24 protein-coding genes are annotated in these 21998 nt (G+C 70.2%); 13 read left to right on the top strand and 11 right to left on the bottom strand.

Features of this window, described 5'->3' with window-relative positions:
- Positions 1-182 precede the first annotated feature (182 nt).
- Positions 183-809, bottom strand: a complete 627-nt coding sequence (locus tag ABZV40_RS01620; protein ID WP_355434145.1) for a response regulator transcription factor — start codon at positions 807-809, stop codon at positions 183-185.
- Entirely contained in the window at positions 806-1936 is a 1131-nt protein-coding gene (locus tag ABZV40_RS01625) for a histidine kinase (protein WP_355434147.1), read from the bottom strand. The genes ABZV40_RS01620 and ABZV40_RS01625 overlap by 4 nt, the downstream gene beginning before the upstream one ends.
- A 109-nt stretch (positions 1937-2045) precedes the next feature.
- On the opposite strand from ABZV40_RS01625, the gene ABZV40_RS01630 reads away from it, so the two are divergent.
- From ABZV40_RS01630 to ABZV40_RS01640, 3 genes are all read left to right on the top strand, one after another.
- Entirely contained in the window at positions 2046-2732 is a 687-nt protein-coding gene (locus ABZV40_RS01630; RefSeq protein ID WP_355434150.1) for an ABC transporter ATP-binding protein, read from the top strand.
- Entirely contained in the window at positions 2729-4915 is a 2187-nt protein-coding gene (locus ABZV40_RS01635) for an FtsX-like permease family protein (protein WP_355434153.1), read from the top strand. Before ABZV40_RS01630 ends, ABZV40_RS01635 begins: the two co-directional genes overlap by 4 nt.
- 96 nt (positions 4916-5011) lie before the next feature.
- Positions 5012-5602, top strand: coding sequence for a MarC family protein (locus ABZV40_RS01640; RefSeq protein WP_355434156.1), 591 nt, complete (start codon positions 5012-5014; stop codon positions 5600-5602).
- Here ABZV40_RS01640 and ABZV40_RS01645 read toward each other — a convergent pair.
- Positions 5599-6129, bottom strand: coding sequence for an SMI1/KNR4 family protein (locus tag ABZV40_RS01645; RefSeq protein ID WP_355434158.1), 531 nt, complete (start codon positions 6127-6129; stop codon positions 5599-5601). The two genes, ABZV40_RS01640 and ABZV40_RS01645, sit on opposite strands and share 4 nt — an antisense overlap.
- Before the next feature lie 95 nt (positions 6130-6224).
- Between ABZV40_RS01645 and ABZV40_RS01650 the strand changes: the two genes are divergently transcribed.
- Both ABZV40_RS01650 and ABZV40_RS01655 read left to right on the top strand, forming a co-directional pair.
- On the top strand, positions 6225-6551 hold the full coding sequence (locus ABZV40_RS01650) for a hypothetical protein (protein WP_355434161.1): 327 nt from the start codon (positions 6225-6227) through the stop codon (positions 6549-6551).
- Positions 6548-7711 (top strand): C40 family peptidase, encoded by a 1164-nt coding sequence (locus ABZV40_RS01655; protein ID WP_355434163.1) that lies wholly within the window; start codon positions 6548-6550, stop codon positions 7709-7711. The genes ABZV40_RS01650 and ABZV40_RS01655 overlap by 4 nt, the downstream gene beginning before the upstream one ends.
- Here the strand turns inward: ABZV40_RS01655 and ABZV40_RS01660 are convergent.
- Positions 7693-8130, bottom strand: a complete 438-nt coding sequence (locus ABZV40_RS01660; RefSeq protein WP_355434165.1) for a tautomerase family protein — start codon at positions 8128-8130, stop codon at positions 7693-7695. The two genes, ABZV40_RS01655 and ABZV40_RS01660, sit on opposite strands and share 19 nt — an antisense overlap.
- An 80-nt stretch (positions 8131-8210) precedes the next feature.
- Here ABZV40_RS01660 and ABZV40_RS01665 point away from each other — a divergent pair, with 80 nt between their 5' ends.
- Entirely contained in the window at positions 8211-8768 is a 558-nt protein-coding gene (locus tag ABZV40_RS01665; protein WP_355434167.1) for a TetR/AcrR family transcriptional regulator, read from the top strand.
- Here ABZV40_RS01665 and ABZV40_RS01670 read toward each other — a convergent pair.
- Positions 8749-9075 (bottom strand): YnfA family protein, encoded by a 327-nt coding sequence (locus ABZV40_RS01670; RefSeq protein WP_355434170.1) that lies wholly within the window; start codon positions 9073-9075, stop codon positions 8749-8751. The two genes, ABZV40_RS01665 and ABZV40_RS01670, sit on opposite strands and share 20 nt — an antisense overlap.
- A gap of 31 nt (positions 9076-9106) precedes the next feature.
- Between ABZV40_RS01670 and ABZV40_RS01675 the strand changes: the two genes are divergently transcribed.
- The 5 genes from ABZV40_RS01675 to ABZV40_RS01695 all read left to right on the top strand — a co-directional run bounded on the left by ABZV40_RS01675 (position 9107) and on the right by ABZV40_RS01695 (position 13040).
- The gene (locus tag ABZV40_RS01675) at positions 9107-9460 is read left to right on the top strand and encodes a hypothetical protein (RefSeq protein ID WP_355434173.1); all 354 of its coding nucleotides are present in this window, start codon (positions 9107-9109) and stop codon (positions 9458-9460) included.
- Entirely contained in the window at positions 9457-9894 is a 438-nt protein-coding gene (locus ABZV40_RS01680; RefSeq protein ID WP_355434176.1) for a YbaB/EbfC family nucleoid-associated protein, read from the top strand. Before ABZV40_RS01675 ends, ABZV40_RS01680 begins: the two co-directional genes overlap by 4 nt.
- A 54-nt stretch (positions 9895-9948) precedes the next feature.
- Entirely contained in the window at positions 9949-11178 is a 1230-nt protein-coding gene (locus tag ABZV40_RS01685) for a primosomal protein (protein ID WP_355434178.1), read from the top strand.
- Positions 11179-11298: 120 nt separating this feature from the next.
- Positions 11299-12042 (top strand): GntR family transcriptional regulator, encoded by a 744-nt coding sequence (locus ABZV40_RS01690; RefSeq protein WP_355434182.1) that lies wholly within the window; start codon positions 11299-11301, stop codon positions 12040-12042.
- A gap of 2 nt (positions 12043-12044) precedes the next feature.
- Positions 12045-13040, top strand: a complete 996-nt coding sequence (locus ABZV40_RS01695; RefSeq protein WP_355434185.1) for a dTDP-glucose 4,6-dehydratase — start codon at positions 12045-12047, stop codon at positions 13038-13040.
- Here the strand turns inward: ABZV40_RS01695 and ABZV40_RS01700 are convergent.
- On the bottom strand, positions 13009-14097 hold the full coding sequence (locus ABZV40_RS01700; protein WP_355434189.1) for an adenosine deaminase: 1089 nt from the start codon (positions 14095-14097) through the stop codon (positions 13009-13011). The genes ABZV40_RS01695 and ABZV40_RS01700 overlap by 32 nt on opposite strands.
- Before the next feature lie 359 nt (positions 14098-14456).
- Here ABZV40_RS01700 and ABZV40_RS01705 point away from each other — a divergent pair, with 359 nt between their 5' ends.
- Positions 14457-15866, top strand: coding sequence for a hypothetical protein (locus ABZV40_RS01705; RefSeq protein WP_355434191.1), 1410 nt, complete (start codon positions 14457-14459; stop codon positions 15864-15866).
- Between the two features lie 75 nt (positions 15867-15941).
- Positions 15942-16493, top strand: coding sequence for a DUF2716 domain-containing protein (locus ABZV40_RS01710; RefSeq protein ID WP_355434194.1), 552 nt, complete (start codon positions 15942-15944; stop codon positions 16491-16493).
- Here ABZV40_RS01710 and ABZV40_RS01715 read toward each other — a convergent pair.
- Genes ABZV40_RS01715 through ABZV40_RS01735 form a run of 5 tightly spaced genes read right to left on the bottom strand, consistent with a single transcriptional unit; the run spans position 16430 to position 21980 of the window.
- Positions 16430-17704 (bottom strand): thymidine phosphorylase, encoded by a 1275-nt coding sequence (locus tag ABZV40_RS01715; protein WP_355434197.1) that lies wholly within the window; start codon positions 17702-17704, stop codon positions 16430-16432. The genes ABZV40_RS01710 and ABZV40_RS01715 overlap by 64 nt on opposite strands.
- A complete protein-coding gene (locus tag ABZV40_RS01720; protein WP_355434200.1) occupies positions 17701-18084 on the bottom strand; it encodes a cytidine deaminase in 384 nt (127 codons plus the stop codon). Before ABZV40_RS01720 ends, ABZV40_RS01715 begins: the two co-directional genes overlap by 4 nt.
- On the bottom strand, positions 18077-19318 hold the full coding sequence (locus ABZV40_RS01725) for an ABC transporter permease (protein WP_355434951.1): 1242 nt from the start codon (positions 19316-19318) through the stop codon (positions 18077-18079). Before ABZV40_RS01725 ends, ABZV40_RS01720 begins: the two co-directional genes overlap by 8 nt.
- Positions 19319-19326: 8 nt before the next feature.
- Positions 19327-20400 carry an ABC transporter permease gene (locus ABZV40_RS01730; protein WP_355434203.1) on the bottom strand — a complete coding sequence of 358 codons (1074 nt, stop codon included), beginning with the start codon at positions 20398-20400 and terminating at the stop codon, positions 19327-19329.
- On the bottom strand, positions 20400-21980 hold the full coding sequence (locus tag ABZV40_RS01735) for an ABC transporter ATP-binding protein (protein ID WP_355434206.1): 1581 nt from the start codon (positions 21978-21980) through the stop codon (positions 20400-20402). The genes ABZV40_RS01730 and ABZV40_RS01735 overlap by 1 nt, the downstream gene beginning before the upstream one ends.
- Positions 21981-21998 lie beyond the last annotated feature (18 nt).

Consider the following 21998-nt stretch of genomic DNA (forward strand, 5'->3'; position numbering starts at 1 on the left):
TGAGCAGCCAGACCTTGATCCGGCACACTACGAGACACGGCCACCGCCTTTGTCTTTGAGCTCTGTGAGAGGAACCCAAAGATGATCAAGCGGTGACCGTACCCATGTCAAAGGTCAAGAGCATCCTGGTTAAAACACCAGGTCCACCTGAGGTGGACAAAAGCGCCGTTCATCGTGTGCGGTCAGGAGTTGACCAGGCCCGCTCGCCACGCCCACGAGGCGATCTCCACGCGGTTGCGCACGTTCAGCTTCGTCTGCACGGACGCCAGGTGCGTCTTGACCGTGGACAACGACAGGAAGAGCGCCGACGCGATCTCCTGGTTCGTGAGCCCGCGCGCCACCTCCCGCACCACGTCCTGCTCGCGTGCGGTCAGCAGCCCGAGGTCCGGTTTGCCCGCGGGCCGGGAGAAGTGCTCCAGCATCCGGACGGTCACCTGCGGCGAGATCAGCGCGTTGCCCTGCGCCGCCGCCCGCACGGCCTCGACCAGCAGCGCCGGACCGGCGTCCTTGGTCAGAAACCCGGAAGCCCCGTTCTCCAGCGCCGTGTGCACGTATTCGTCCAGGTCGAACGTTGTCACCACGACCACCTTGGTCGATCCGGAGAGCTTCTTCGTGACCTCCAGGCCGTCCAGGCCCGGCATGCGGATGTCGAGCAGCGCCACGTCCGGCTTGTGCTCACGGGCAGCGGTGACCGCCGAGATCCCGTCCGCGACGTCCGCGACGACCGTGATGTCCGGCTGCTTCTCCAGGATCATCCGAAACCCGACGCGGACCATCTCCTGGTCGTCGGCGATGAGAACCGAGATCACTTCGTCCCTTCCAGGGGTAGCTCGGCGAGCACCTGCCAGCCGTTCTCGCGCGGACCCGCGGAGAACAGGCCGCCGAGCAGGTCGACCCGCTCACGCATGCCTACGAGACCGTAGCCACCCTGGTTCAGCTCGTGCGGGCGGCCGTCGTCCGCGACGATCACGCGCAGGGCGCCCCGAGGGGTCCTGGAGATCTCCACGTCGATCATGGTGGGGCTCTGCGCGTGTTTGTGCACGTTGGTGAGCGACTCCTGGACCAGGCGCAACACCGAGCGGCCGAGCTCGGGCGGCACCTCCTCGGGCAGGTCGATCCGCAGCCGGGTCTCGAAGCCCAGCTCGCGGGTGCGCTCGACGGCCGAGATCACGTCGGCCGCGAGGTCGGTCGTCGCCACGTCGCTCTCGCCCTGGCGCAACGTGCCGACGAGGCGTCGCATCGCGCCCAGTGCTTCCGTGCCCGATCGGACGATGCCGGGCAGCAACCGGTGGGCGGCGCGCGGGTCGTCGTCGGAGACCTCCAGCGCGGCCTGGGCCTGCACGAGCATGCCCGTGACGTGGTGCGCAACCACGTCGTGCAGCTCGCGGGCCAGCGCGATCCGTTCCTCCTTCTGGGCGTCGGTGACGGCGGCGGCGATCAACCGGCCGCTCTCGGTGTCACGGGCGCGGAAGTAGAGACCGGTGCCGACCGCGAGCGAGCCCAGCACGAGCGAGCCGAGCATCTCGTTGTAGTTGCTGGACGAGAGCCAGTTGTCGCGCACGATGGCGGCGAAGAAGCTCACGGCCATCAACGAGCCCACCGACCACGTGGCGCCCCGCCGCGGCTCCTCGCGCACGATCACAGCCGTCAGCACGAGGCACGCGGCGGTCTCGGCGACCGTGAGCGGGCTCAGGATCGTGGGCAGGTTGACGTGGAACAACCGGATGACGAACGACGCCGTGAAGATCGACGCCACGGTCACCGGAATGGTGAAGGCACGTGACTTGAACGACACCACGGCGGCGATGCACGGAGGCACGCTGAGCAGCCACACGAGCGCCTCGGCGCTGCGCGGTCCTCGCATCAGGATCAGCTCGCCGAGCATCAGCAGGGCGAGCACCGCGGCGATCGGCCATTGGCCCCGATGGTTGTCCACGATGGACAACGGTAGGACCACCCCACCTCTCCGGCCTCGGTCATCCGGCTGATCCGGTGTGTCGTGAAGGCTGAGGTTTCGCAGGTCCGCACCGGGCACCGTCGACGGCATGAATTCCGTTCTGGCCGCTCGTGGCCTGGTCAAGACCTACGGCGACGTGCACGCGCTCGCCGGGGTGGACATCGACATCTCCGCCGGGGACGTGCTGGCGGTCGTCGGGCCGTCCGGTTCCGGCAAGACGACGCTGCTGCACGTGCTGTCCGGCATCCTGCGCGCCGACGGCGGCGAGGTGTTCCTCGACGGGCGCGCGATCGGCGAGCTGAACGAGACGGGACGCAGCGAGCTGCGGCGCACCGCGTTCGGGTTCGTGTTCCAGTCCGGCATGCTCGTCGCCGAGCTCACCGCGGAGGAGAACGCCGCGCTGCCGATGCTGCTCGCCGGCCGCTCCCGGGAGGAGTCGCTGGGCGCGGCGCGGCTGTGGCTCGGCCGCCTCGGCCTGCAGGGCCTGGAGAAACGGCGTCCCGGCGAGCTCTCCGGCGGGCAGGCGCAACGGGTGGCGATCGCGCGGGCGTTGGCCCACAAGCCGCGGGTGATCTTCGCGGACGAGCCGACCGGCGCCCTCGACACCCGCACCGGTCAGGAGATGATGACCGCCCTGCTGCGGGCGGCCGAGGAGACCGGCGCGGCCATCGTGATCGTCACGCACGACAAGGCGATCGCGGACCGGGCGCTGCGCGTCGTGGAAATCCAGGACGGCAGGATCGCCCAGAAAGCCGGCACGGGGGTGTCCGCGTGAGGATCGCTCTCGCAGTGCTGCGCAGGGACCGCCGCAGCCAGGTCGCCACCGTGCTGGTCGCACTCGGCGTGATGATCGCGGTGTCGCTGGTGCTGTGGCTCGTCGCGGCACCGAACGCCCTGCAGGCGCGGGCGGACCGCACGGCGTGGCGCGAGATCCGCGGCCACGGCGAGAAGAGCCTGATCTCGATCGCGGTGAACCGGGACACCTTCGACGGCAAGCTCATCGAGCGGTTCGACGTCGCCCGCAACGAGCAGGGCGACGTGCCGGTGGCCGAGGGCATCGCCAAGTTCCCCGAGGCGAACGAGGTGCTGCTCTCCCCCGCGCTCGCCGACCTCGTGCGCGGCACCCCCGCGGAGAAGCTCGGCAACCGCTTCCCCGGCAGGCTGATCGGCGAGCTCGGGCCGGAGGCGCTGAAGTTCCCCGGCGAGCTCGTCGCGATCATCGGTCACGACCGGGTCGAGAACGGCTCCCCGGCCGCGGGCCTGCAGGGCGGCGCCGGCTCGTACCGCGACGACTACCACGGCATGCTCTACCTGCTCACCCGCGTGGGGCTCGTGGTGCTCGTCGTGCCGTGCCTCGTGCTCGTGGCGTCCGCCGCCCGGTTGACCGCGGCGAAACGGGAACGGCGGCTCGCGGCGTTGCGGCTCGCCGGCGCCAGCCCGCGGCAGGTCGTGGTCATGACCGCCGTCGAGACCGCGATCGGCGCGATCGCGGGCAGCGTGCTCGGCGTGCTGCTGGCCCAGCCGTTCAGCCACCTCACCGCCGAGATCCCGTGGGAGGGCGGCACCTGGTATCCGGGCGACTTCGTGCCGGAACCCGCGGTCGTGGCGGCGGTGGCGGTGCTCGCGCCGGTGCTGGTGATCGCGGCGGCGATCACGGGACTGCGGCGGGTCGTGAACCGGCCGCTCGCGGCCGAGGAGAAGCGCGGGGTGCGGTCGTGGCGGCTGCTGATGATCGCCGGCGCGCTCGGCGTGTTCTTCCTCGGCATCGTCTACGCGCGGGAGGCCAGGGGCGGCAACCAGTTCACCGTGGTGCTGCTCGGTCTCGGCGCGGTGGCGCTCGCGCTGGTGCTGGCGGGCCCGGTGGTGACGGCGCAGGTCGGCAGGTTCTTCGTCGGACGGTGGCGCAGACCGTCGACGTTGCTCGCGGGACGGCGGCTCTCCGGTGACCCGGTGGCGGCGTTCCGCGGCTCGGCGGGCGTGGTGATCGCGGTCTTCACCGGGTCGATGGCGCTGACCATGTTGCCGGGCCTGGAAAGCCAGGTGCCGTACCGCGACGACACGTGGAAGGCGGACGCGATCGTCGCCGAGCAGGTGACCCACGACGTCACACCGTTGCGTCTCGCGACCTCCGCACCGATCGTCACGATGCTCGAAGGGACCGTGAGCACGGGCAAGGAATCCGACCACGGCACGTACGTGATCGTCGGCAAATGCGCGGACGTCGCCAAGGTGCTGAACGGTCTGTCGTGTCAGCCGGGACCTGCCGTGTACGCGCCGACGAAGTTGAACGGCGACGCGTTCCGGTCGAGCGACCCGCACGACGCCGTGACGGCGAAACTGCCCGCGCAGTACGAGACACGGCCGTTCAACGGCAACAGGCGGATCAACGCGGTGATCGATCCCGAGCTGCTGCCGGGCGTCGAAGGTCGCGTGTCGATGGTCGGTGTGCCGACGACACCGGAGAACCGCGACGCCGTGCACACCGCGCTGGTCGGCACACTGCCCGGCGTGCAGCTGGTGGACGGCGAGCTGAGAGGCCTCTACGGCGACACGCTGATGGCCGACCTGGAACGCGCCACGGTGATCGGGCTGTCCATCGCGGCGGTGCTCGGCGGCATCGGCGCGGCGGTGGCCGCGGCCGGCTCGGTGATCGACCGCAGGCGCACCTTCGGCGCGTTGATCGCGGCCGGAACCCCGACTCGGGTGCTGGGCCACGCGTTGCGCCGGGAAGTGATGCTGCCGGTGTTCGCGGTCACGATCGCGGCGTGCGGTGCGGGAGTCGCCGTGGGCCTCGGACTGCTCGTCCTCGCCCGCGGTCTCGTGGGACACGGCGAAATGCCGCTGACGCCGTGGGTGGTCGCCCCGGTGGGTGTCGGCATGGTGGTCGCGCTGGTCGCGGCCCTGGCGTGCGGTCCGGTGCTGCGGGGCATCAGCCCGCGGGACTACGCGGCGGAGTAGCACTCGGAGGGTGAGGGGAGCGGCGGCCCTCGCCCACACCGGGTGAATTGTGCTGGTCGAGTCGCGACGTCACGGCCCCAGCTCGATCATGACCGCATGAGCTTCGTCGAGGCCTTCAGCATCCTCGTGGCCGTCGTCGGTCCGCCGAAGATCCTGGTGGCCTTCATGCTCGACACGGAGGGCGAGGACGCGGGCCAGCGCTGGCGGGTGGCGCTCACCACCACCGGCATCGCACTCGTGACCGGTCTCTTCGTGGTCGGGGCCGGGCGGCTGCTGATCCAGCTGTTCCACATCAGCGGCGGGGCGTTGATGCTCGCCGGCGGCGTGATCCTGTTCGTGCACGCGCTGGACCTCGTGCTCGGACGCAAGCAGGAGCCGCACCACGACCCGACCGGCGGCACGCACGAGCTGGCCACCTCGTACTACGCGAACCCCGTGTCGATCGCGTACCTGTTCCTGATGTCCGACGCCAGCACGGTCGCGTCGACGTTCGTGCTGGCCGCCGCGTTCACCGCGGTGATCGCGCTGGACCTGGCCGCGATCGCGGTGCTCGGCATCCTGATGCGCTACGTGCAGATGACCTACACGTGGGTGCTGGCGCGGGTCCTCGGCGTGCTGCTCGCGGCACTGGGCGTCGACCTGATCATCAACGGCCTGGAGGACCTGCACATCATCGGCAAGGTCTAGCAGGTCCGCCAGCCCAGCTCACCGGCGGTGTTGACCTCGGGGAAGCAGTGCCCGACCGCGCTGCGCGTCTCCAGCGCCGTCGCGACCTGGTCGAACATCTCGACGATCGACGTCCACTCGGGCTTGACCATCTCGTTGCGCTCCTGGTCCCACTCGACCACGCAGCCGCGCAGCACACCGGGCCTCAGGTCCACCGCGAGCACGTCGCCCGTGCCGTCGAACGCGATCGGCAGCCACTCGGGGTGGAAACCGGTCGTCGGCGAACCGGCCTCGGAGGCGTCCGCGGGCTTGCTCGTGTGGGTGTCCCGCAGCACGAACGCGCGATCGGCGCCCATCGGCGTGTAGAAGGGCGGCAGGATCTCGGCGTAGAGGTCGTCCTCCGTGCCGCCGTAGACGCTCCACCACAGCTGGAGGTCGAGCGGAACCCGAAGCTCCGGCAGCGCGTCGTACCTCGGACGCAGCACGGCGCGGGTGGCCGGAGCGTGCTCCGCCAGCCATGCCAGGATCCGGTTCCAGTGCTCGATCACACCCACTGTTCCATGATCTTGGCGGAACGCCGGGCGAGGTACCGCCCATCGGGGCAGGATCTAGGCGAACAGGTCATCCACTGGGGGAATTTCAGATGGCGGAACAGGGTCTCCGGGTCGACCTCGACGCCTTGACCGGATACGCGTCGGCGGCGAGCGGTCTGGCGAGCGAGGTCGGCGCGGTCGGCACCGGCACGTTGAACGGCACCACCGCGCTGCCGGGCGACTGCTTCGGCAAGATCGGCAACGAGGTGGGGCTCAACGCGGCGTTCCAGACCGCCGCGCAGGCGCAGCTGGACGCGCTGAAGGCCGCCTCGTCGGGGTTGTCCGGTCTCGGCACGGCCGTGGCGAAGGCCCGTGAGGCGTACATCGCCCAGGAAGAGGCGCACAAGGCATCGCTGGACAAGGCGGCGCGGGCATGAGCGTCGAGGGGCTGCTGAGCACGTTCATCGCGCCCATGAAGGAAGACCTGGCCAAGCTCGACGGCGACACCGGTGGCGCGACGCAGGCCGGCGACGCCTTCGGCCGCGCGCAGACCGCGTTGACGGACCTGGGATCGCGGCACTCCTCGGCGGCCACCGCCGTGCTGAACACGTGGTCCGGCGACAAGGCCAACGCCTTCTCCGGCCGCGTGGCCACGTTCACCTCGGCCGCGAACACGTTGTCCTCCAACGCTTCGGTGTTCAAGACGGTGGCGTCCTCCGGTGTGTCCGCGGTGACCGGTGGGCGCACGGCGATCCAGGGCCTGATCGACGAGTTCACGTCGAAGGCGACGCCGAAGCTCGCCGCCGCCGTGGCCGCGTCGTTCGTGGCCGGACCCGGTGTGGTGCTGGCGGCGCTCGCCGACCTCGCCGGGATGGCTTCCGGTTACCAGGCCAAGACGTCCGCCGAGGTGCAGAAGGTGCGTGACCAGCTCACGCAGCTGGTCGGGCAGCTGAACGGGTTGCAGAAGCCCGATCTCGGCACGCTGGGCAAGCTCGGCGAGCCGTTGGGCGGCGACGAGGGCACCACGTCGACCGCCGGCGCCTCCGACACCCCGAAACACGACTCGACCGGGTCCATCTCCCGCGGTGGGGGCGGCGGCTCGAGTGGAGGCGGCGGCGGTGGGGGCGGCGGTGGCGGCGGAGGTGGTGGCGGCGGCGGTTCCGGTCCCCGGCTGCGGGTCGCGATCCCGCCGCAGCCCGGCACCGGCGTCGGCGTGAACCTGCCCGACGGCAGCAGTGCCGAGGCACCGAACGAGACGGCGGCCAAGGCCGTCCGCAACGCGCTGTCCGCGCTCGGCACCCCGTACGTCTGGGGCGGCGCGAACCCGCCCCAGGGCACCGACTGCTCGGGCCTCACCCAGTGGGCCTACAAGAACGCGGGCTTCGACCTCCCGCGCCCGGCCTCGTCGCAGGCGATGGGCGCGTCCGTGCCGCCGGGCCAGGTCCTGCCCGGCGACCTGGTCGTGTGGGAGGGGCACGTGGCGATGGTGATCGGCAACGGGCAGATGGTCGAGGCCGGTGATCCCGTGCAGGTCAGCAAGATCCGCACGACGAACAGCGGGATGTCGTTCTACGGCTTCTACCGGCCGACGGGCTGAGTTCCGCCCGCGGCGGCCGCCTTCAGCTCGGCGAACTGCACGATCTGCCCACCCGCGGCCCAGGTCCCCTCCGGCTGCTCGTGGATGAGCACCCACACCCGCATCGCGTCGGACTCGCCGAGCCCGGCGGCTTCGAGCACCAGCGCGGTCGCCTCCTTCACCAGACCGGCCTTGCGCCGGTCGGACAGCACACCGGTGGGCACCCGGACGTCCACGCGGAACCGCGGTGCGTCGTCCTCCGCCGTCGTCTGCGCGCCCTCGGGGAGCTCGTGCAGGTAGGTCCACGCGACCGAGCGGAAGAACGCGTTGTCGGGCGCGCCCTCCCACTTCAGCAGCAACGCGGCCAGGTCCTTCTGCACGGTCTTGCGGCCCGCGTCGGTGAGCGCACCGGCAGGCGCGGTCAGCTCGATCATCGGCATGGCGACCTCCGTCTATGACGACTGTTATAACCAGACGCGGACGCTATCCTATGACGAGCGTCATAACCAGAGAGGTGCCGATGTCCCGCCAGCAGATCGTCGCCGGCGCGGCGGACATGATCCGCCGCCGCGGTCTCAACGCGACCAGCATCCGCGAGGTCGCGAAGCACGCGGGCACCCCGCTCGGTTCGACCTACCACTACTTCCCCGGCGGCAAGGACCAGCTCGCGACCGAGGCGGTCCGCTGGGCAAGCGACGCGGTGTCCGGTGTGCTCACCGCGAAGCTCCGCAAAGGACCCGTCGACGGGATGAAGGCGTTCTTCACGCTGTGGCGAGAAGTCGTGAGCGAGAACGACTTCCAGGCCGGCTGCCCCGTGCTCGCCGTGTCCGTCGAGGAGACCTCCGGCCGTGAGGCGCTCGCGGCCGCGGCCGAGGCGTTCACGACCTGGTCGGATCAACTCGCCGACTCGCTGCGCACGCACGGCGTCACCCCGGACCGCGCCGACCGGCTGGCCGCGCTCGTCGTGACCGCCGCGGAAGGTGCCGTGGCGATGTGCCGGGCGCAGCGCAGCCTCCAGCCCCTCGACGACGTGGCCGCCGAACTGACCGCGCTGCTCGCTAGCGCGGTGCGTACATGATCACGGCCACCCCGGCCAGGCACACCAGGGCGCCGACCACGTCGTAGCGGTCGGGCCGGAACCCGTCGACGACCATTCCCCAGGCCAGCGAACCGGCCACGAACACACCGCCGTACGCGGCGAGGATCCGGCCGAAGTTCGCGTCGGGCTGCAACGTGGCGACGAAGCCGTAGATGCCCAGCGCGATCACGCCGCCACCGATCCACAGCCAGCCGCGGCCCTCCCGCACGCCCTGCCACACGAGCCAGGCGCCGCCGATCTCCATGAGGGCGGCGGGGGCGAACAGCACGACCGAACGCAGGATCATGCGGCACACTGTGGCAGTAGGGGGTGATCAGGTGGACGACGACGTCGAGCGCGCCGCGCGGAAGGTGCGCGATGTCGAGCAGGCCGTGTCGCAGCACGTCGCGCGCACCGGTCCCATCACGGGACGAGCGTCCTCACCGGACGGTGCGGTGACGGTGGTCGCCACGCCCGGTGGTCCGCCGCAGCAGATCACGGTGAGCGCCGCGGCGCTGCGAATGGGGCCGCACGGGCTGGCCGCCGAGATCATGCGGATCGCCGAGAAGGCGCAGCGCACCGCAGCGTCCCGGCTGCACCACGCGCTGGAACGGGTCGTCGACCCGCGGGAGCTCGCGGAGCTGGGGTTCGTGCGCGAGCAGGACGAGGACGAGTCCGGGTGGCGACGGTGAACGAGGAACGTCTGCAGGCCGTCGAGCAGCTCCAGCGCGACCTCGCGGTGACCGCCGAGACGGTCGAGCACCCGAACGGGCTGTGCATGGTCACGGCATCCGCGAAGGGCGAGATCAGGGCGCTGCACCTGCACCCCGCGCTGCTGCAGCAGGGCGCGAAGGCGGTCGGCGACGTCGTCACCGAGACCGTGCGGCTCGCGGCCAACGCGGCCGTGCAGACGAGCTTCAACAAGATGGCGCTGGCGTTGGGTGACGGAATGGCGATCGACGTCGAATCGATCGCCGGCGATTCACCCTTCCGGTCGACGTGGAACCCCGTCGCCCCCCAGAAATCCGCAGCTGGGAAGGCAACTCCGCAGCGGCGGCCCAGGACGCCGATCGTCGAGGACCCCGACGAGGACGCGTTCTTCGAGAACCCCTTTGGGCGCCGGTGATCAGCACCGTTAGGCTCGCCCACGGCATCAGGCAGGCGTGACCGGGAGGTCAGGATGGCGCAGGACATCGTCCCCATCGAGCTGGGGCTGACGCAGGGTGACGTGGTCACGCTGTGGGCACCCCGCTGGCGCGAGAAGGGCGAGGAGTGGGAGGCGTTCCTCGGTGACGAGGAAGACCTGTTCGTCTTCCCCGACGCCGCGCACCTCGCCGCCTTCGTCCGCACCGCCGAGGAGCACGACCTCACCGATCACCCCGCGTGGCAGATCGTGCCGTCGCTGAGCGTCGCGGACCTCTCGCCGGACGACAACCACCAGTTCGACCTCGTCGGCGTGCCCGAGCTGATCGCCGAGGACCCGGACACCTGGACGATCGGTGAGCTCGCCGACGTCATCGCGATCGTGCGCGCGCTCGCGGACGTCTGCGACCTGGAGAAGGTTCACGAGGTGCTCGACTCGGCGGACGGCTTCTCGCTGCTGCCGCAGGGCACGCTGCCGTTCAGCGGCCGTGACGGCGCGAAGCTGTGGGACGCGATGTCCGAGGTCGTCTCCGAGAAGTGGGACGAGGTCCTCGACGCGATCGACAGCGTCGTGAGCACGCCGGAGGTCCCGGAGAAGGAGCTCGCCGTCGCCCAGGAGGAGCTCGCCGCCCTGGAGGAGGCCAACGCCGCTGCCGCCGCCGCTGCCGCCACCTCCGACGCGGACGACGAGGAGTCCGACGAGGAGTCCGAAGAGCCCACCGGCTTCTGGGCCGAGGTCGGCATCGACCCCATCAAGATCATCACGTCCGCCGGCGAGTTCTACACGCTGCGCTGCTACCTCGGCGACGACCCGGTGTTCCTGGGCCGCCGCGGCAAGATCGAGGTCTTCACCTCGGCGCGCGGCCTGAGCCGGTTCGTGGCGGAGAACGACGACCACGACCTCGCCGAGGTCGAGACGTGGAACGACGTCAAGGTCAAGGCCACCGCCGGTGAGCTCGACGTCGACGTGGACGAGGACAACGTCTACGTGCTGACCGGCATCGCCGAGGACATGGAGGAGGGCCCCGACGCCCTCGACCCGCAGCAGCTCGACCTCGCCGTCGAACTGTTCGAGGACGCGGGCGAGTGGGCCGAGGACGAGTCCGTGAAGGAAGCGCTGGCCTCGTCCGAGTCGCTCGGCTGGCTGGTGTCGTTCGTGGTCGCGCCGGACCCGACGCGCCTCGCGCCGTCCGCCCCGTACGACGCCGAGGTGGCCGCGTTCCGCGCGCTGCAGGCGAAGTTCGAGGACCGCCTCAACACCAACTGATCCACCCACTTCCGCTTACCGGAAGCCACGCGGGGGCCCCGCGTTTCCCTCTGGGGAACGCGGGGCCCCCGCGTTCCGTTGGAGCGGGGTTGGTTCCGTGTGCCTGTATGATACAGGTTTATGACAGGTTCTCGGTCGCAGCGCCTTGCCGCTGAGCTGCGGGAACGCATCACCCTCGGCGACTACGGCCCGGCCGGCGCCATCGAGAGCGAGGCGGAGCTCGGCCGCCGGTACGAGGTCAGCCGTGTCACCGTCCGCCGCGCGCTGGAGCAGTTGCGCGAAGAAGGACTGCTGGCGTCACGGAAAGGCGCCGGCTGGTACGTCGCGTCGTTCGCCCAGCCGCTCGCACTCGGCACGTTCCAGCACGCGCGGTCCGCCGTCGCCGACGCCGGTGTCTCGCTGGTCCGCGCGGTGCTCGAGTACGGCTACCGCGAGGCCCCGTCCAGCGTCGCGCAGACGCTCGGCGCAGGCGAGATGCTGCGCGTGCGGTCGTTGCGCCGCACCGGCGACGCGCCACTGGACGTCGTGACCGAGTGGGTGCCACTGGCGCTCGCGGCACCGGTCAGCCGCGCCGATGCCGAGTCGCCCGGCACGTGGGAGACGTTGCGGCGCAACGGAAACCAGATCGCCGTGGTCCGGCAGAGCATCGCCGCCGTCGCCGCGGGCGACATCGGACCGTTGCTCGGCGTGGCCGCGAGCACGCCCGTGTTGTTGGTGCGCCGCATCGCTTTCGATGCCGCGGAACGGCCGATCGCCCTGTCCGAGCATCACTACCTGGGCCACCGGTTCCAGCTGGAGGTCGAGTTCCGCGGCTGGCCCGGTGCGGAACCGCCCGGCGTCGCACCGATCCGTTCGGAGGACTGAGAATGCGCGTGCTCGTCACCGGCGCGGCCGGGTTCATCGGCTCGCACTTCACCCGCCACTGGCTGCGCGAGCACCCGTCGGACGAGGTCATCGCGCTCGACGCGCTGACCTACCGCGGCACGCGCACGAACCTGCCCGCCGACGTGCCGTTCGTGCACGCCGACATCGCCGAGGCCGATGTCGAGGGCGTCGACGTCGTCGTGAACTTCGCGGCCGAGTCGCACAACAGCCTCGCCGTGCTGGACCCGGCGCGGTTCTTCCGCACGAACGTCCTCGGCACGCAAGCGCTGCTGGAATCGTGCCGTCGCGCGGGTGTGCGGCGGTTCCACCACGTGTCGACGTGCGAGGTCTACGGCGATCTCGCACTGGACGCCACCGAGGCGTTCCACGAGGACTCGCCGTACCGGCCGCGCACGCCCTACAACGCGTCGAAGGCCGGCGCGGACCACGCGGTGCGCTCGTACTTCGAGACGTTCGAGCTGCCCGTGACGATCACCAACTGCGCCAACAACTACGGGCCGAACCAGTTCCCCGAGAACGTGCTCCCGCTGTTCACCACCCGAGCCCTGGACGGCGCGCAGCTGCCGGTCTACGCGGCGAGCGGCAACCGGCGCGAGTGGATCCACGTGCTGGACCACTGCCGGGCGATCGACGCCGTGCTGCGGGAGGGCGAGATCGGCCGGACCTACCACGTCGGCACGGGCGTGGAGGCGAGCGTCGACCAGATCGCGGACCTGGTGCTGGACGAGCTGGGACTGCCGCAGTCGCGGAAGTCCATCGTGCCGGACCGGCCGGGCCACGACCGGCGGTACCTGCTGGACTCCACGCGGATCGGCCGCGAGCTGGGCTGGCGCCCGGAGATCGGCTTCGAGGCCGGTGTCCGGGACACCATCCGCTGGTACGCGGCCAATCGCGCGTGGTGGGAGCCGTTGCGCGGGCTCAGCCCGATCGACGAGAACGCCTGGCCTACGCCGTCAGGGCCGCGTAGCCCGGCTTGATCAGCTCGTTGATGATCGAGAGCCGCTCGTCGAAGCCGATGAACGCCGACTTCATGGCGTTGATCGTGAACCACTGCAGGTCCGCCCAGCCGTAGCCGAACGTGTCGGCCAGCGCGGCGAACTCGCTGGTGAGCGTGCAGTCGCTCATCAGGCGGTTGTCGGTGTTGACGGTGACGCGGAACCGCAGCTTGGCGAGCAGGCCGATCGGGTGCTCGGCGAGCGACGGGGCGGCGCCGGTCTGCAGGTTCGAGGTCGGGCACATCTCCAGCGGGATGCGGCGGTCGCGGACGTACGCGGCCAGGCGTCCCAACTGGACGGTGCCGTCGCCGGAGACCTTGATGTCGTCGACGATCCGCACACCGTGGCCGAGGCGTTCGGCACCGCAGTGCTGGATGGCCTCCCAGATGGACGGCAGGCCGAACGCCTCACCGGCGTGGATGGTGAAGTGCGCGTTCTGCTGGCGCAGGTACTCGAAGGTGTCGAGCCCCCTGGTGGGAGGGAAACCGGCCTCGGGGCCCGCGATGTCGAAGCCGACGACGCCGAGGTCGCGGTAGCGGACGGCGAGCTCGGCGATGCGCAGCCAGCCCTCGTTCTGGCGCATCGCGCACAGCAGCGTGCCGACGCGGATCTTGCGGCCGGTCTCGGCGACGCGGGCCGTGCCGAGGCGGAAGCCCTCCTGCACGGCCTCGACGATCTGCTCCAGCGACAGGCCCTTCACCACGAACAGCTCCGGCGCGTAGCGGATCTCCGCGTAGACGACGCCGTCGGCGGCGAGGTCCTCGACGGCCTCGGCCGCGACGCGGACCAGAGCGGCCTCGTCCTGCATGACTCCGCACGTGTGGGCAAAACCTTCCAGGTAACGCACGAGCGACCCGGAGTTGGCGTTGTCGCGGAACCAGTCGCCCAGCACGCCCGCGTCCGTGGTGGGCAGGACCTGGTAGCCGGAGGCATCGGCGAGTTCGATCACCGTTTGCGGGCGGAGGCCACCGTCGAGGTGGTCGTGCAGCAGCACCTTCGGCGCGCTGCGGATGGTCTCCGAGGTAAGCGGGGTGGACATTGCTACACGTTACTTCAGGCGACACGCCGCTTCAGCGCTGGCCAAAATGATCTTGCAGCCACTATGATCGTTTGCTGGCTCACGGATGTTGCCGATCCGTGATCACAACTTTGTGCAACCACGAATGGGGCTTGAGTCACCCCAAGGTAGGAACTTCACCCGCCGCTGTCGCGTGCTTCCCGCCGGTAACTTGGCATTCGGCCCAATCGGGTAGCCTGATCGGGTCAGTCGCCCGTCCGCACCCGGCCGTTTTCTGGCGGGGGTGGTACAGACACGTCCCGTGACGCGGATAGGCTCCCGTGGTCTCCCCCTCCCCTGGACGAAGGCACTCAGCCGTGACAGAGAACAACAACTCCACGATGTCCTTCGATCGGATGCGCAACATGCTCACGCGCGCCGCGGAGATCCGTGAGAGCGAGCAGCAGCAGATCTTCGACGCGCTGGACGAGATCCACGCCCGAATGTCACCTCTGGAGTCGCTGGGTTCGGTCCGCAAGCGCCTGTCGGAGCTGCCGGACCGCACCGAGGTCAGCGTGCTCGCGGAGCGGCTGGACGAGGCCCTCGCCAAGCTGGAGGCCCAGGACAACGCCGTCGCCGACATCGGTCGCGCGGTCGACGCCCTGGTGGACAAGCTGGCCAAGCCGTTCGCGCAGCTGGACGGCCGCCTCGACGGCGTCGCCGGCCGCTTCGAGGGCGTCGCGGGCCGCATGGACGGTCTCGAGGACAAGCTCGCGAGCATCCACAAGCGCATCGACGACCTCGACGGCCACCTGGACAAGCAGGACGGCAAGGTCGACGCGATCCCGGGCGCCGTCACCAACCCGCTGCGCGAGCGCATCGAGGCCCTCGAAGCCGCGCTGCGCGGCCGCCTCGACGAGGTCGACGAGGGCGTGCACGAGCACCTCGACGGCACCCGCGAGGCGCTGCAGAAGATCCTGAACGACTCCTTCTCCAGCCTGCACGGCCGCGCCGACGAGTCCCGCGACTCGCTGGCCGCCGCCCGTGCCGAGCTGATCGCCGCGATCGCCGACAGCCGTGGGGAGCTGGCGGGCGCGATCGCGGACAGCCGCGAGAAGCTGACGTCCACCGTCACCGACCGCCACAACCAGCTGTCCGGCGCCCTCGCCGACACCCGCGGCGAACTGGCCGGCACGCTGGCCGAGACCCGCGGCGAGCTGTCCGGAGCCGTCACCGAGACCCGCGACGCGCTGGCCTCCTCCCTCGCGGAGACCCGCACCGAGCTGGCCGCCGCCGTCGCCGACACCCGCGACGTCGTCAACGGCAAGCTGGACGAGGCCCGCACCGCCCTGTACGCGGCGATCGAGCAGTCCCGCGACCAGGTCGACGCGGCCGACCGCCTGGAGGCCCTCGCCGGCCGCCTGGAGCAGGTCACCTCGAAGCTCGACACCATGACCGACCGCCTGGACAAGGTCGAGGACGACTTCGCGACCCGCATCGCCGAGCTCGGCGGTTCCGTGGACGCGGGCCTGTCCAAGGTCGCCGAGACCGTCGGCGCCCGCCCGGACACCGACGCGCTGCAGTCCCTGGTCCGCAAGTCGAACCAGGAGTCCGAACTGCGCATCGGCGGCCAGCTGGACGAGGCCATGGCCACCTTCGCCGAGCTCATCCTCGGCGGCGGTTCGCCCACGCCTCCCCCGCCGCCCACCGCCCTGCCGCGCCCGCAGCGCCGCACGCGCAAGAACGGTGCCAAGCCGGTCAACGGCGGCAAGGACATGGACGACGACGACTTGGCGGCCGAGGGCGCCTGATCGTCCCCGTCTGACCACTTGGGACGGCCCCGGAGCTCGATGAGCTCCGGGGCCGTTTGTCGTTAGGCTCCACCTGTGACTCACGAGGCGTTCGAGTACATCCCGGAGGACCGGCACCTGTGGGACGAGTTCGAGCGGAAGTTCGGGTTCACACCGAACTACCGCCCCGCGGGACCCGCCATCGACGAACCACCCGGCTCGGTCACCGTCGACCTGTCGCCGATCTTCGACGCAAGCGGCACCGCCGAGTTCGAGACGGGTGCGAAGCGGGTGGACCAGCTGGTCCTGGAGTCCTTCCAACGGGTGTTCGACGACACCACGAGGCTGCTGGTGCTGGACTGGCAACACTCGTCGTACTGGTTCCGGCCGCACGCGATCGCCGATGCGACGCGCTGGCCGCCGTCGCCCGTGACGCCGTTTCCCGACGGGGACTACTACATCTTCCTCACCGAGGACATGTCCCAGGGCACCTTCGGTCATCCGTGGGAGCAAACGCTGTGCGTGTTCGGGAACGACCTCGTCGACGACCTGGTGCCGACGCTGCCGTTCCCGATCAGGCGACGTCAGCCGCGGATCGTGTCGATCACCAGCGGTGAACGTTCCGGCGCGGACTCCGAGACCGAGTAGGCACCTTCGAGAGCCTGCAACGCGCCCTCGACCGCGTCCGGGGTGTCGGTGTACAGCTCCAGCAACGGCTGCCCCTCGGCAACGACGTCACCGGGCTTGGCCAGGCACAGCACCCCGGCACCGGCCTGCACCGGGTCCTCCTTGCGCGCCCGGCCGGCCCCGAGCCGCCACGCCGCCACCCCGACGCCATACGCGTCCAAAGTGGACAAAACACCGGCAGCAGGCGCCGTCACGACGTGCTTGTGCGACGCGACGGGCAGGTCAGCCTCGGGATCGCCGCCCTGGGCCCGGATCATCCGCGCCCACGTCTCGTAAGCCTCGCCGGAAGCCAGCACCTTCGCCGGATCAGCGGAGATCCCGGCCAGCGACAGCATTTCCGCGGCCAGTGCCACGGTCAGCTCCACCACGTCGGCAGGCCCGCCACCGCGCAACACGTCAACGGACTCGGCCACCTCGACCGCGTTGCCGACGGCACGGCCGAGAGGCACCGACATGTCGGTCAGCAGAGCCGAGATCCGCACGCCGTGCTCGACGCCGATGGCCACCAGAGCCTCGGCCAGAGCGCGAGCGGACGCCAGGTCCTTCATGAACGCACCGGAACCGACCTTCACGTCCAGGACCAGGGACTCGGCACCCTCGGCGATCTTCTTCGACATGATCGAGGACGCGATCAGCGGAATCGCCTCGACGGTCCCGGTGACGTCGCGCAACGCGTAGAGCTTGCGGTCAGCGGGCGCAAGACCTTCCGTCGCAGCACAAACCACCGCGCCGACCGAGGAGAGCTGCGCGAGAATCTCCGAAGTGGACAGTGCGGCTCGCCACCCCGGGATCGACTCCAGCTTGTCCAGCGTCCCGCCGGTGTGGCCGAGCCCGCGACCGGACAGCTGCGGCACCGCGGCACCGCAGGCGGCGACCAGGGGAGCCAGCGGCAGCGTGATCTTGTCGCCGACGCCGCCGGTCGAGTGCTTGTCCACGGTCGGGCGGTCCACGTGCAACGACAACCGCTCGCCCGACGAGATCATCGCCTGCGTCCAGCGCGCGGTCTCGGCGGAGGTCATGCCGTTGAAGAAGATCGCCATGGCCAGCGCGGACATCTGCTCGTCCGCGACGACGCCGCGTGTGTAGGCGTCGATGACCCAGTCGATCTGAGCGTCCGAGAGGACGAGGCCGTCGCGCTTGGCGCGGATGACGTCCACAGCAGAGAAACTCATGGCAGGTCCTCCGGTCCGAACGCGTCGAGCAGCACCTCGGTCATCGGCAGCGGCCCGCGCGCGGTGTCGACGAGGCACTCACGCCCACCGAACTCGTAGATCACCTGGCGGCAACGCCCGCACGGCATCAGCAGCTCACCCGAGCCGCTGCGGCAGGCGACCGCGACCAACCGGCCGCCGCCCGTCAACCGCAGCTGGCCGACCATGGTGCACTCGGCGCACAGGCCGAGGCCGTACGAGGCGTTCTCGACGTTGCACCCGGTCACGATGCGGCCGTCGTCGCACAACGCCGCCGCGCCCACCTGAAGCCCGGAGTACGGGCAGTGGGCGAACGACGCCGCTTCCACCGCCCGTGCCCTGAGGAGATCCCAATCAACCACGGCGGTACACCAGACCGTCGGCGGCCGGCATCCGCAACCGCTGCGACGCCACGGCCAGCACGGCCAGCGTCACCATGTGCGGGGCGTAGGCCACGAACTCGCTCGGGATCTCGTCGAGGCTGATGTACAGCAGGTACAGCAGCACGGCCACGATGATCGCCGCGGCGGCGGAGAACCAGCGCCGGCGAATCAGCTGCCAGACGACGATCACGCCGAGCAGCAGCACCACGCCGTAGACGAGCGCCAGCACGGTCTCGCCGCCCGAACGCAGCTGCAGGCCGTCGGCGTAGCCGAACAGCGCCGCACCCCCCAGCAGGCCGCCGGGCCGCCAGTTGCCGAAGATCATGGCGGCGAGGCCGATGAAGCCGCGACCACCGGTCTGACCCTCCAAATAGGACAGCTGGCCGGGGTTCAGCACCAGGGCCGCGCCACCGAGACCGGCGAGACCACCGGAGACGATCACGGCGACGTACTTGTGGAAGTACACCTTCACACCCAGCGAGTCCGCGGCGTGCGGGTTCTCGCCGACCGAGCGCAGGCGCAGACCGAACCTGGTGCGCCACAACAGGTAGTACGACAGCGGCACGAGCAGGATGGTCAGCATCGTCAGCGGCGAGACACCGGTGACCAGGCCGCGCAGGATGCCCGCGACGTCCGAGATGATCAGCCGCTTGCCCTGCTCCAGGTCACCGAGCCAGTCCGCGAGACCGGCCGCCGAGTACGTGTCGAACGGCTGGACCGGCGGCGACTGCCGCGGGTTGTGCGACAGCGGCTGGAAGATCAGCGTCGACAGGTACTTCGTCACGCCGGCGCCGAGCAGGTTGATCGCCACACCGGAGACGATGTGGTTGACGCCGAACGAGACCGTGGCGATCGCGTGCAGCAGTCCGCCCAGCGCGCCGAACACGACGGCCGCGACGACCGCCGCCCACGGGCCCCACTGGTAGCCGGCCCACGCCGCACCCCAGGTACCCATGATCATCATGCCTTCGAGGCCGATGTTGACCACACCGGCGCGTTCCGACCACAGGCCGCCGAGACCGGCCAGCAGGATCGGCAGCGCCAGCCGGACCGCGGTCTGCGTGGTGCCGGACGACGTCAGCTGCAGGAAGCCGGTCTGGTACGAGGTGACCGAAAGCAGCACGATCGCGCCCGCGACCCCGAGCAGGCCGACGGCCCAGCCGGGGAGCTTGCGCTTGCGCGGCGCCGCCGGGACGCGGGGCTTCTCCTCCATCGTCGTGATCACGCGGCACCTCCGACAGTTCCGAGCTCACGGCCGACGCGGCGCTGTTCCGCGGCGAGCTCGACGCGGCGCACCACCTCGTACGCGACGACGACCGACAGGACGATCGAGCCCTGCATGATGGTGACGATCTCCCTTGGCACACCGACGTTGTCGAGCGCGAGACCCGACTTGTCGAGGAACGCCCACAGCAGCGCGCCGAACGCGATGCCACCGGGGTGGTTGCGGCCGAGCAGCGCGATCGCGATGCCCGAGAACCCGATGCCCGCGGTGAAGTTCAGGCTGAACGTGTGGTCGCGGCCGAGCATCTCCGGCAGGCCGATCAGGCCCGCGATGGCGCCGGAGAGCAGCATCGACACCAGCACCATCTTCTTGGCGTTGACGCCACCGGCCGACGCGGCGGTCGACGACTCACCGGAGGCGCGCAGCTCGAAGCCGAACCGGGTGCGGTTCATCATGATCCAGTAACCGACGCCGAGCGCGATGGCCACGAACAGGAAGCCGAACATCGTGCCGGAGCCGCCGAACGAGATGCCGGGCATCCAGCCGCTCTCCGGGATCTCCGGCGTGCGGATGTTGTTGCCCCGCAGCTCACCGAAGACGTCGCGGCGGATCAGGTAGGCCGACAGGCCGATCGCCAGGCCGTTCATCATGATCGTCGAGATGACCTCGTTCACGCCGCGGGTCACCTTGAGGATCGCGGGGATCGCGGCCCAGGCGGCACCGGCGAGCGCGCCGACGATGATGATCGCCAGCGTGTGGATGCCCGGAGGCAGCGCGATCGAGCCACCGACCACCGCGGCGACGACGGCCGCGACGCGGTACTGGCCCTCGACACCGATGTTGAACAGGTTCATCTGGAACCCGATCGCCACCGCGAGCGCCGCGATGTAGTAGATGCCCGTCGAGTTGATGATGTCGACGAACGTCGAGCCCTTGCCGACCTGCGTCACCATCACACCGAACGCGCGGAGCGGGTTCGCGCCCGAGATCACGAGCGCCACGCCGCACAGCAGCATCGAGAAGACGATCGCCAACGCGGGCGGCAGGAGTTTGCCGCGCAGGTGCCCCATCAGTTCTCGCCTTCCTCGACCGCGGCGGTCTCCTGGACCGCGGCGCTGGTGCTGCCGGCACCCGTCATGGCGCTGCCGAGGTCCTCGGGCGTGACGGTGCTCGGATCGGCGTCGGCCACCAGGCGGCCGCGCAGCATGACCTTGATCGTGTCCGAGAGGCCGATCAGCTCGTCCAGGTCGGCGGAGATCAGCAGCACGGCCAGACCTGCGGCACGGGCGCGCTTGATCTCGTCCCAGATCAACGCCTGCGCGCCGACGTCGACACCGCGAGTCGGGTGCGAGGCGATCAGCAGCACCGGGTCGCCGGACAGTTCCCTGCCGACGACGAGCTTCTGCTGGTTACCACCGGAAAGAGCGGCCGCCGGAACGTCGATGCCCGGCGTGCGGACGTCGAACTCGCTGACGATCCGCTCGGTGTCCCGCTTGGCGCCGTCGGTGTCGAGCCAGATGCCCTTGGACGTCGGCTTGCGGGTCTGGTAGCCGAGAATCCGGTTGTACCAAAGAGGTTGCGTGAGCAGCAGGCCGTGCCGGTGGCGGTCCTCGGGGATGTAGCCGATGCCCGCCTCGCGCCGCGCGAGCGTGCCCAGCTTGGTGAGGTCCTTGTCCAGCAACGTGATCGTGCCGCTGCCCGCCTTGCGCATGCCCATGATCGTCTCGACCAGCTCGGTCTGGCCGTTGCCCTCGACACCGGCGATGCCGACGACCTCGCCGGAGCGGACCACCAGATCGACGTCGTCGAGAATTGGCCGCGAGCCGTCGGGGGTCATCAGCTTGAGGCCCTTGACGTCCAGCACGACCTTGTCGGTGACGGTGGACTCGCGGGTCTCCGGGCTGGGCAGCTCGCTGCCGACCATCATCTCGGCGAGCTGCCGCGACGACACGGTCTTCGGGTCCGCGCTGCCGACGGTCGTGCCGCGGCGGATCACCGTGACCGAGTCCGCGATCGCGCGGACCTCGTCGAGCTTGTGCGAGATGAACAGGAAGGTGTAGCCCTGCTCCTGCATGCCGCGGACGGTGTCGAAGAGCTCGTTGACCTCCTGCGGCACGAGCACGGCGGTCGGCTCGTCCAGGATGATCACCTTGGCGCCGCGGTAGAGCACCTTGAGGATCTCGACGCGCTGCCGGTCGGCGACACCGAGCTGCTCGACGAGCACGCCGGGGTCGACGTTGAGCCCGGTCCTGCCTGACAGCTCGATGATGCGCTTGCGGGCCTTCTGGCCGATGCCGTGCAACGACTCGGCGCCCAGGACCACGTTCTCCTGGACGGTGAGGTTGTCGGCGAGCATGAAGTGCTGGTGCACCATGCCGATGCCGGCCTTGATGGCGTCGGACGGCGTGCGGAACCGCACCTGCTCGCCGTTCACCTCGATGGTGCCCTCGTCCGGCGCCTGCATGCCGTAGAGGATCTTCATCAGGGTCGACTTGCCCGCGCCGTTCTCACCGCAGAGCGCGTGCACCTCGCCGCGGCGGACGGTCAGGTGGACGTCGCTGTTGGCGACCACACCGGGGAATCGCTTGGTGATGCCGGTGAGCACCACGGCGGGGGGATCGTCCGTCCGGACGGACGTGGAACTGCTCATCGTCGAGGCTCCTCCTAC

It is taken from the genome of Lentzea sp. NPDC004782 (assembly GCF_040609115.1).
GTDB lineage: Bacteria > Actinomycetota > Actinomycetes > Mycobacteriales > Pseudonocardiaceae > Lentzea.

Bases quoted from the DNA above. Each gene is read 5' to 3' on its own strand.
- ABZV40_RS01695 (WP_355434185.1), top strand. From the start codon at position 12,045: ATGCGCGTGCTCGTCACCGGCGCGGCCGGGTTCATCGGCTCGCACTTC.
- ABZV40_RS01700 (WP_355434189.1), bottom strand. From the start codon at position 14,097: ATGTCCACCCCGCTTACCTCGGAGACCATCCGCAGCGCGCCGAAGGTG.
- ABZV40_RS01650 (WP_355434161.1), top strand. From the start codon at position 6,225: ATGGCGGAACAGGGTCTCCGGGTCGACCTCGACGCCTTGACCGGATAC.
- ABZV40_RS01690 (WP_355434182.1), top strand. From the start codon at position 11,299: ATGACAGGTTCTCGGTCGCAGCGCCTTGCCGCTGAGCTGCGGGAACGC.
- ABZV40_RS01685 (WP_355434178.1), top strand. From the start codon at position 9,949: ATGGCGCAGGACATCGTCCCCATCGAGCTGGGGCTGACGCAGGGTGAC.
- ABZV40_RS01665 (WP_355434167.1), top strand. From the start codon at position 8,211: ATGTCCCGCCAGCAGATCGTCGCCGGCGCGGCGGACATGATCCGCCGC.
- ABZV40_RS01730 (WP_355434203.1), bottom strand. From the start codon at position 20,400: ATGGGGCACCTGCGCGGCAAACTCCTGCCGCCCGCGTTGGCGATCGTC.
- ABZV40_RS01670 (WP_355434170.1), bottom strand. From the start codon at position 9,075: ATGATCCTGCGTTCGGTCGTGCTGTTCGCCCCCGCCGCCCTCATGGAG.
- ABZV40_RS01655 (WP_355434163.1), top strand. From the start codon at position 6,548: ATGAGCGTCGAGGGGCTGCTGAGCACGTTCATCGCGCCCATGAAGGAA.
- ABZV40_RS01640 (WP_355434156.1), top strand. From the start codon at position 5,012: ATGAGCTTCGTCGAGGCCTTCAGCATCCTCGTGGCCGTCGTCGGTCCG.
- ABZV40_RS01735 (WP_355434206.1), bottom strand. From the start codon at position 21,980: ATGAGCAGTTCCACGTCCGTCCGGACGGACGATCCCCCCGCCGTGGTG.
- ABZV40_RS01715 (WP_355434197.1), bottom strand. From the start codon at position 17,704: ATGAGTTTCTCTGCTGTGGACGTCATCCGCGCCAAGCGCGACGGCCTC.
- ABZV40_RS01630 (WP_355434150.1), top strand. From the start codon at position 2,046: ATGAATTCCGTTCTGGCCGCTCGTGGCCTGGTCAAGACCTACGGCGAC.
- ABZV40_RS01725 (WP_355434951.1), bottom strand. From the start codon at position 19,318: ATGGAGGAGAAGCCCCGCGTCCCGGCGGCGCCGCGCAAGCGCAAGCTC.
- ABZV40_RS01660 (WP_355434165.1), bottom strand. From the start codon at position 8,130: ATGCCGATGATCGAGCTGACCGCGCCTGCCGGTGCGCTCACCGACGCG.
- ABZV40_RS01705 (WP_355434191.1), top strand. From the start codon at position 14,457: ATGTCCTTCGATCGGATGCGCAACATGCTCACGCGCGCCGCGGAGATC.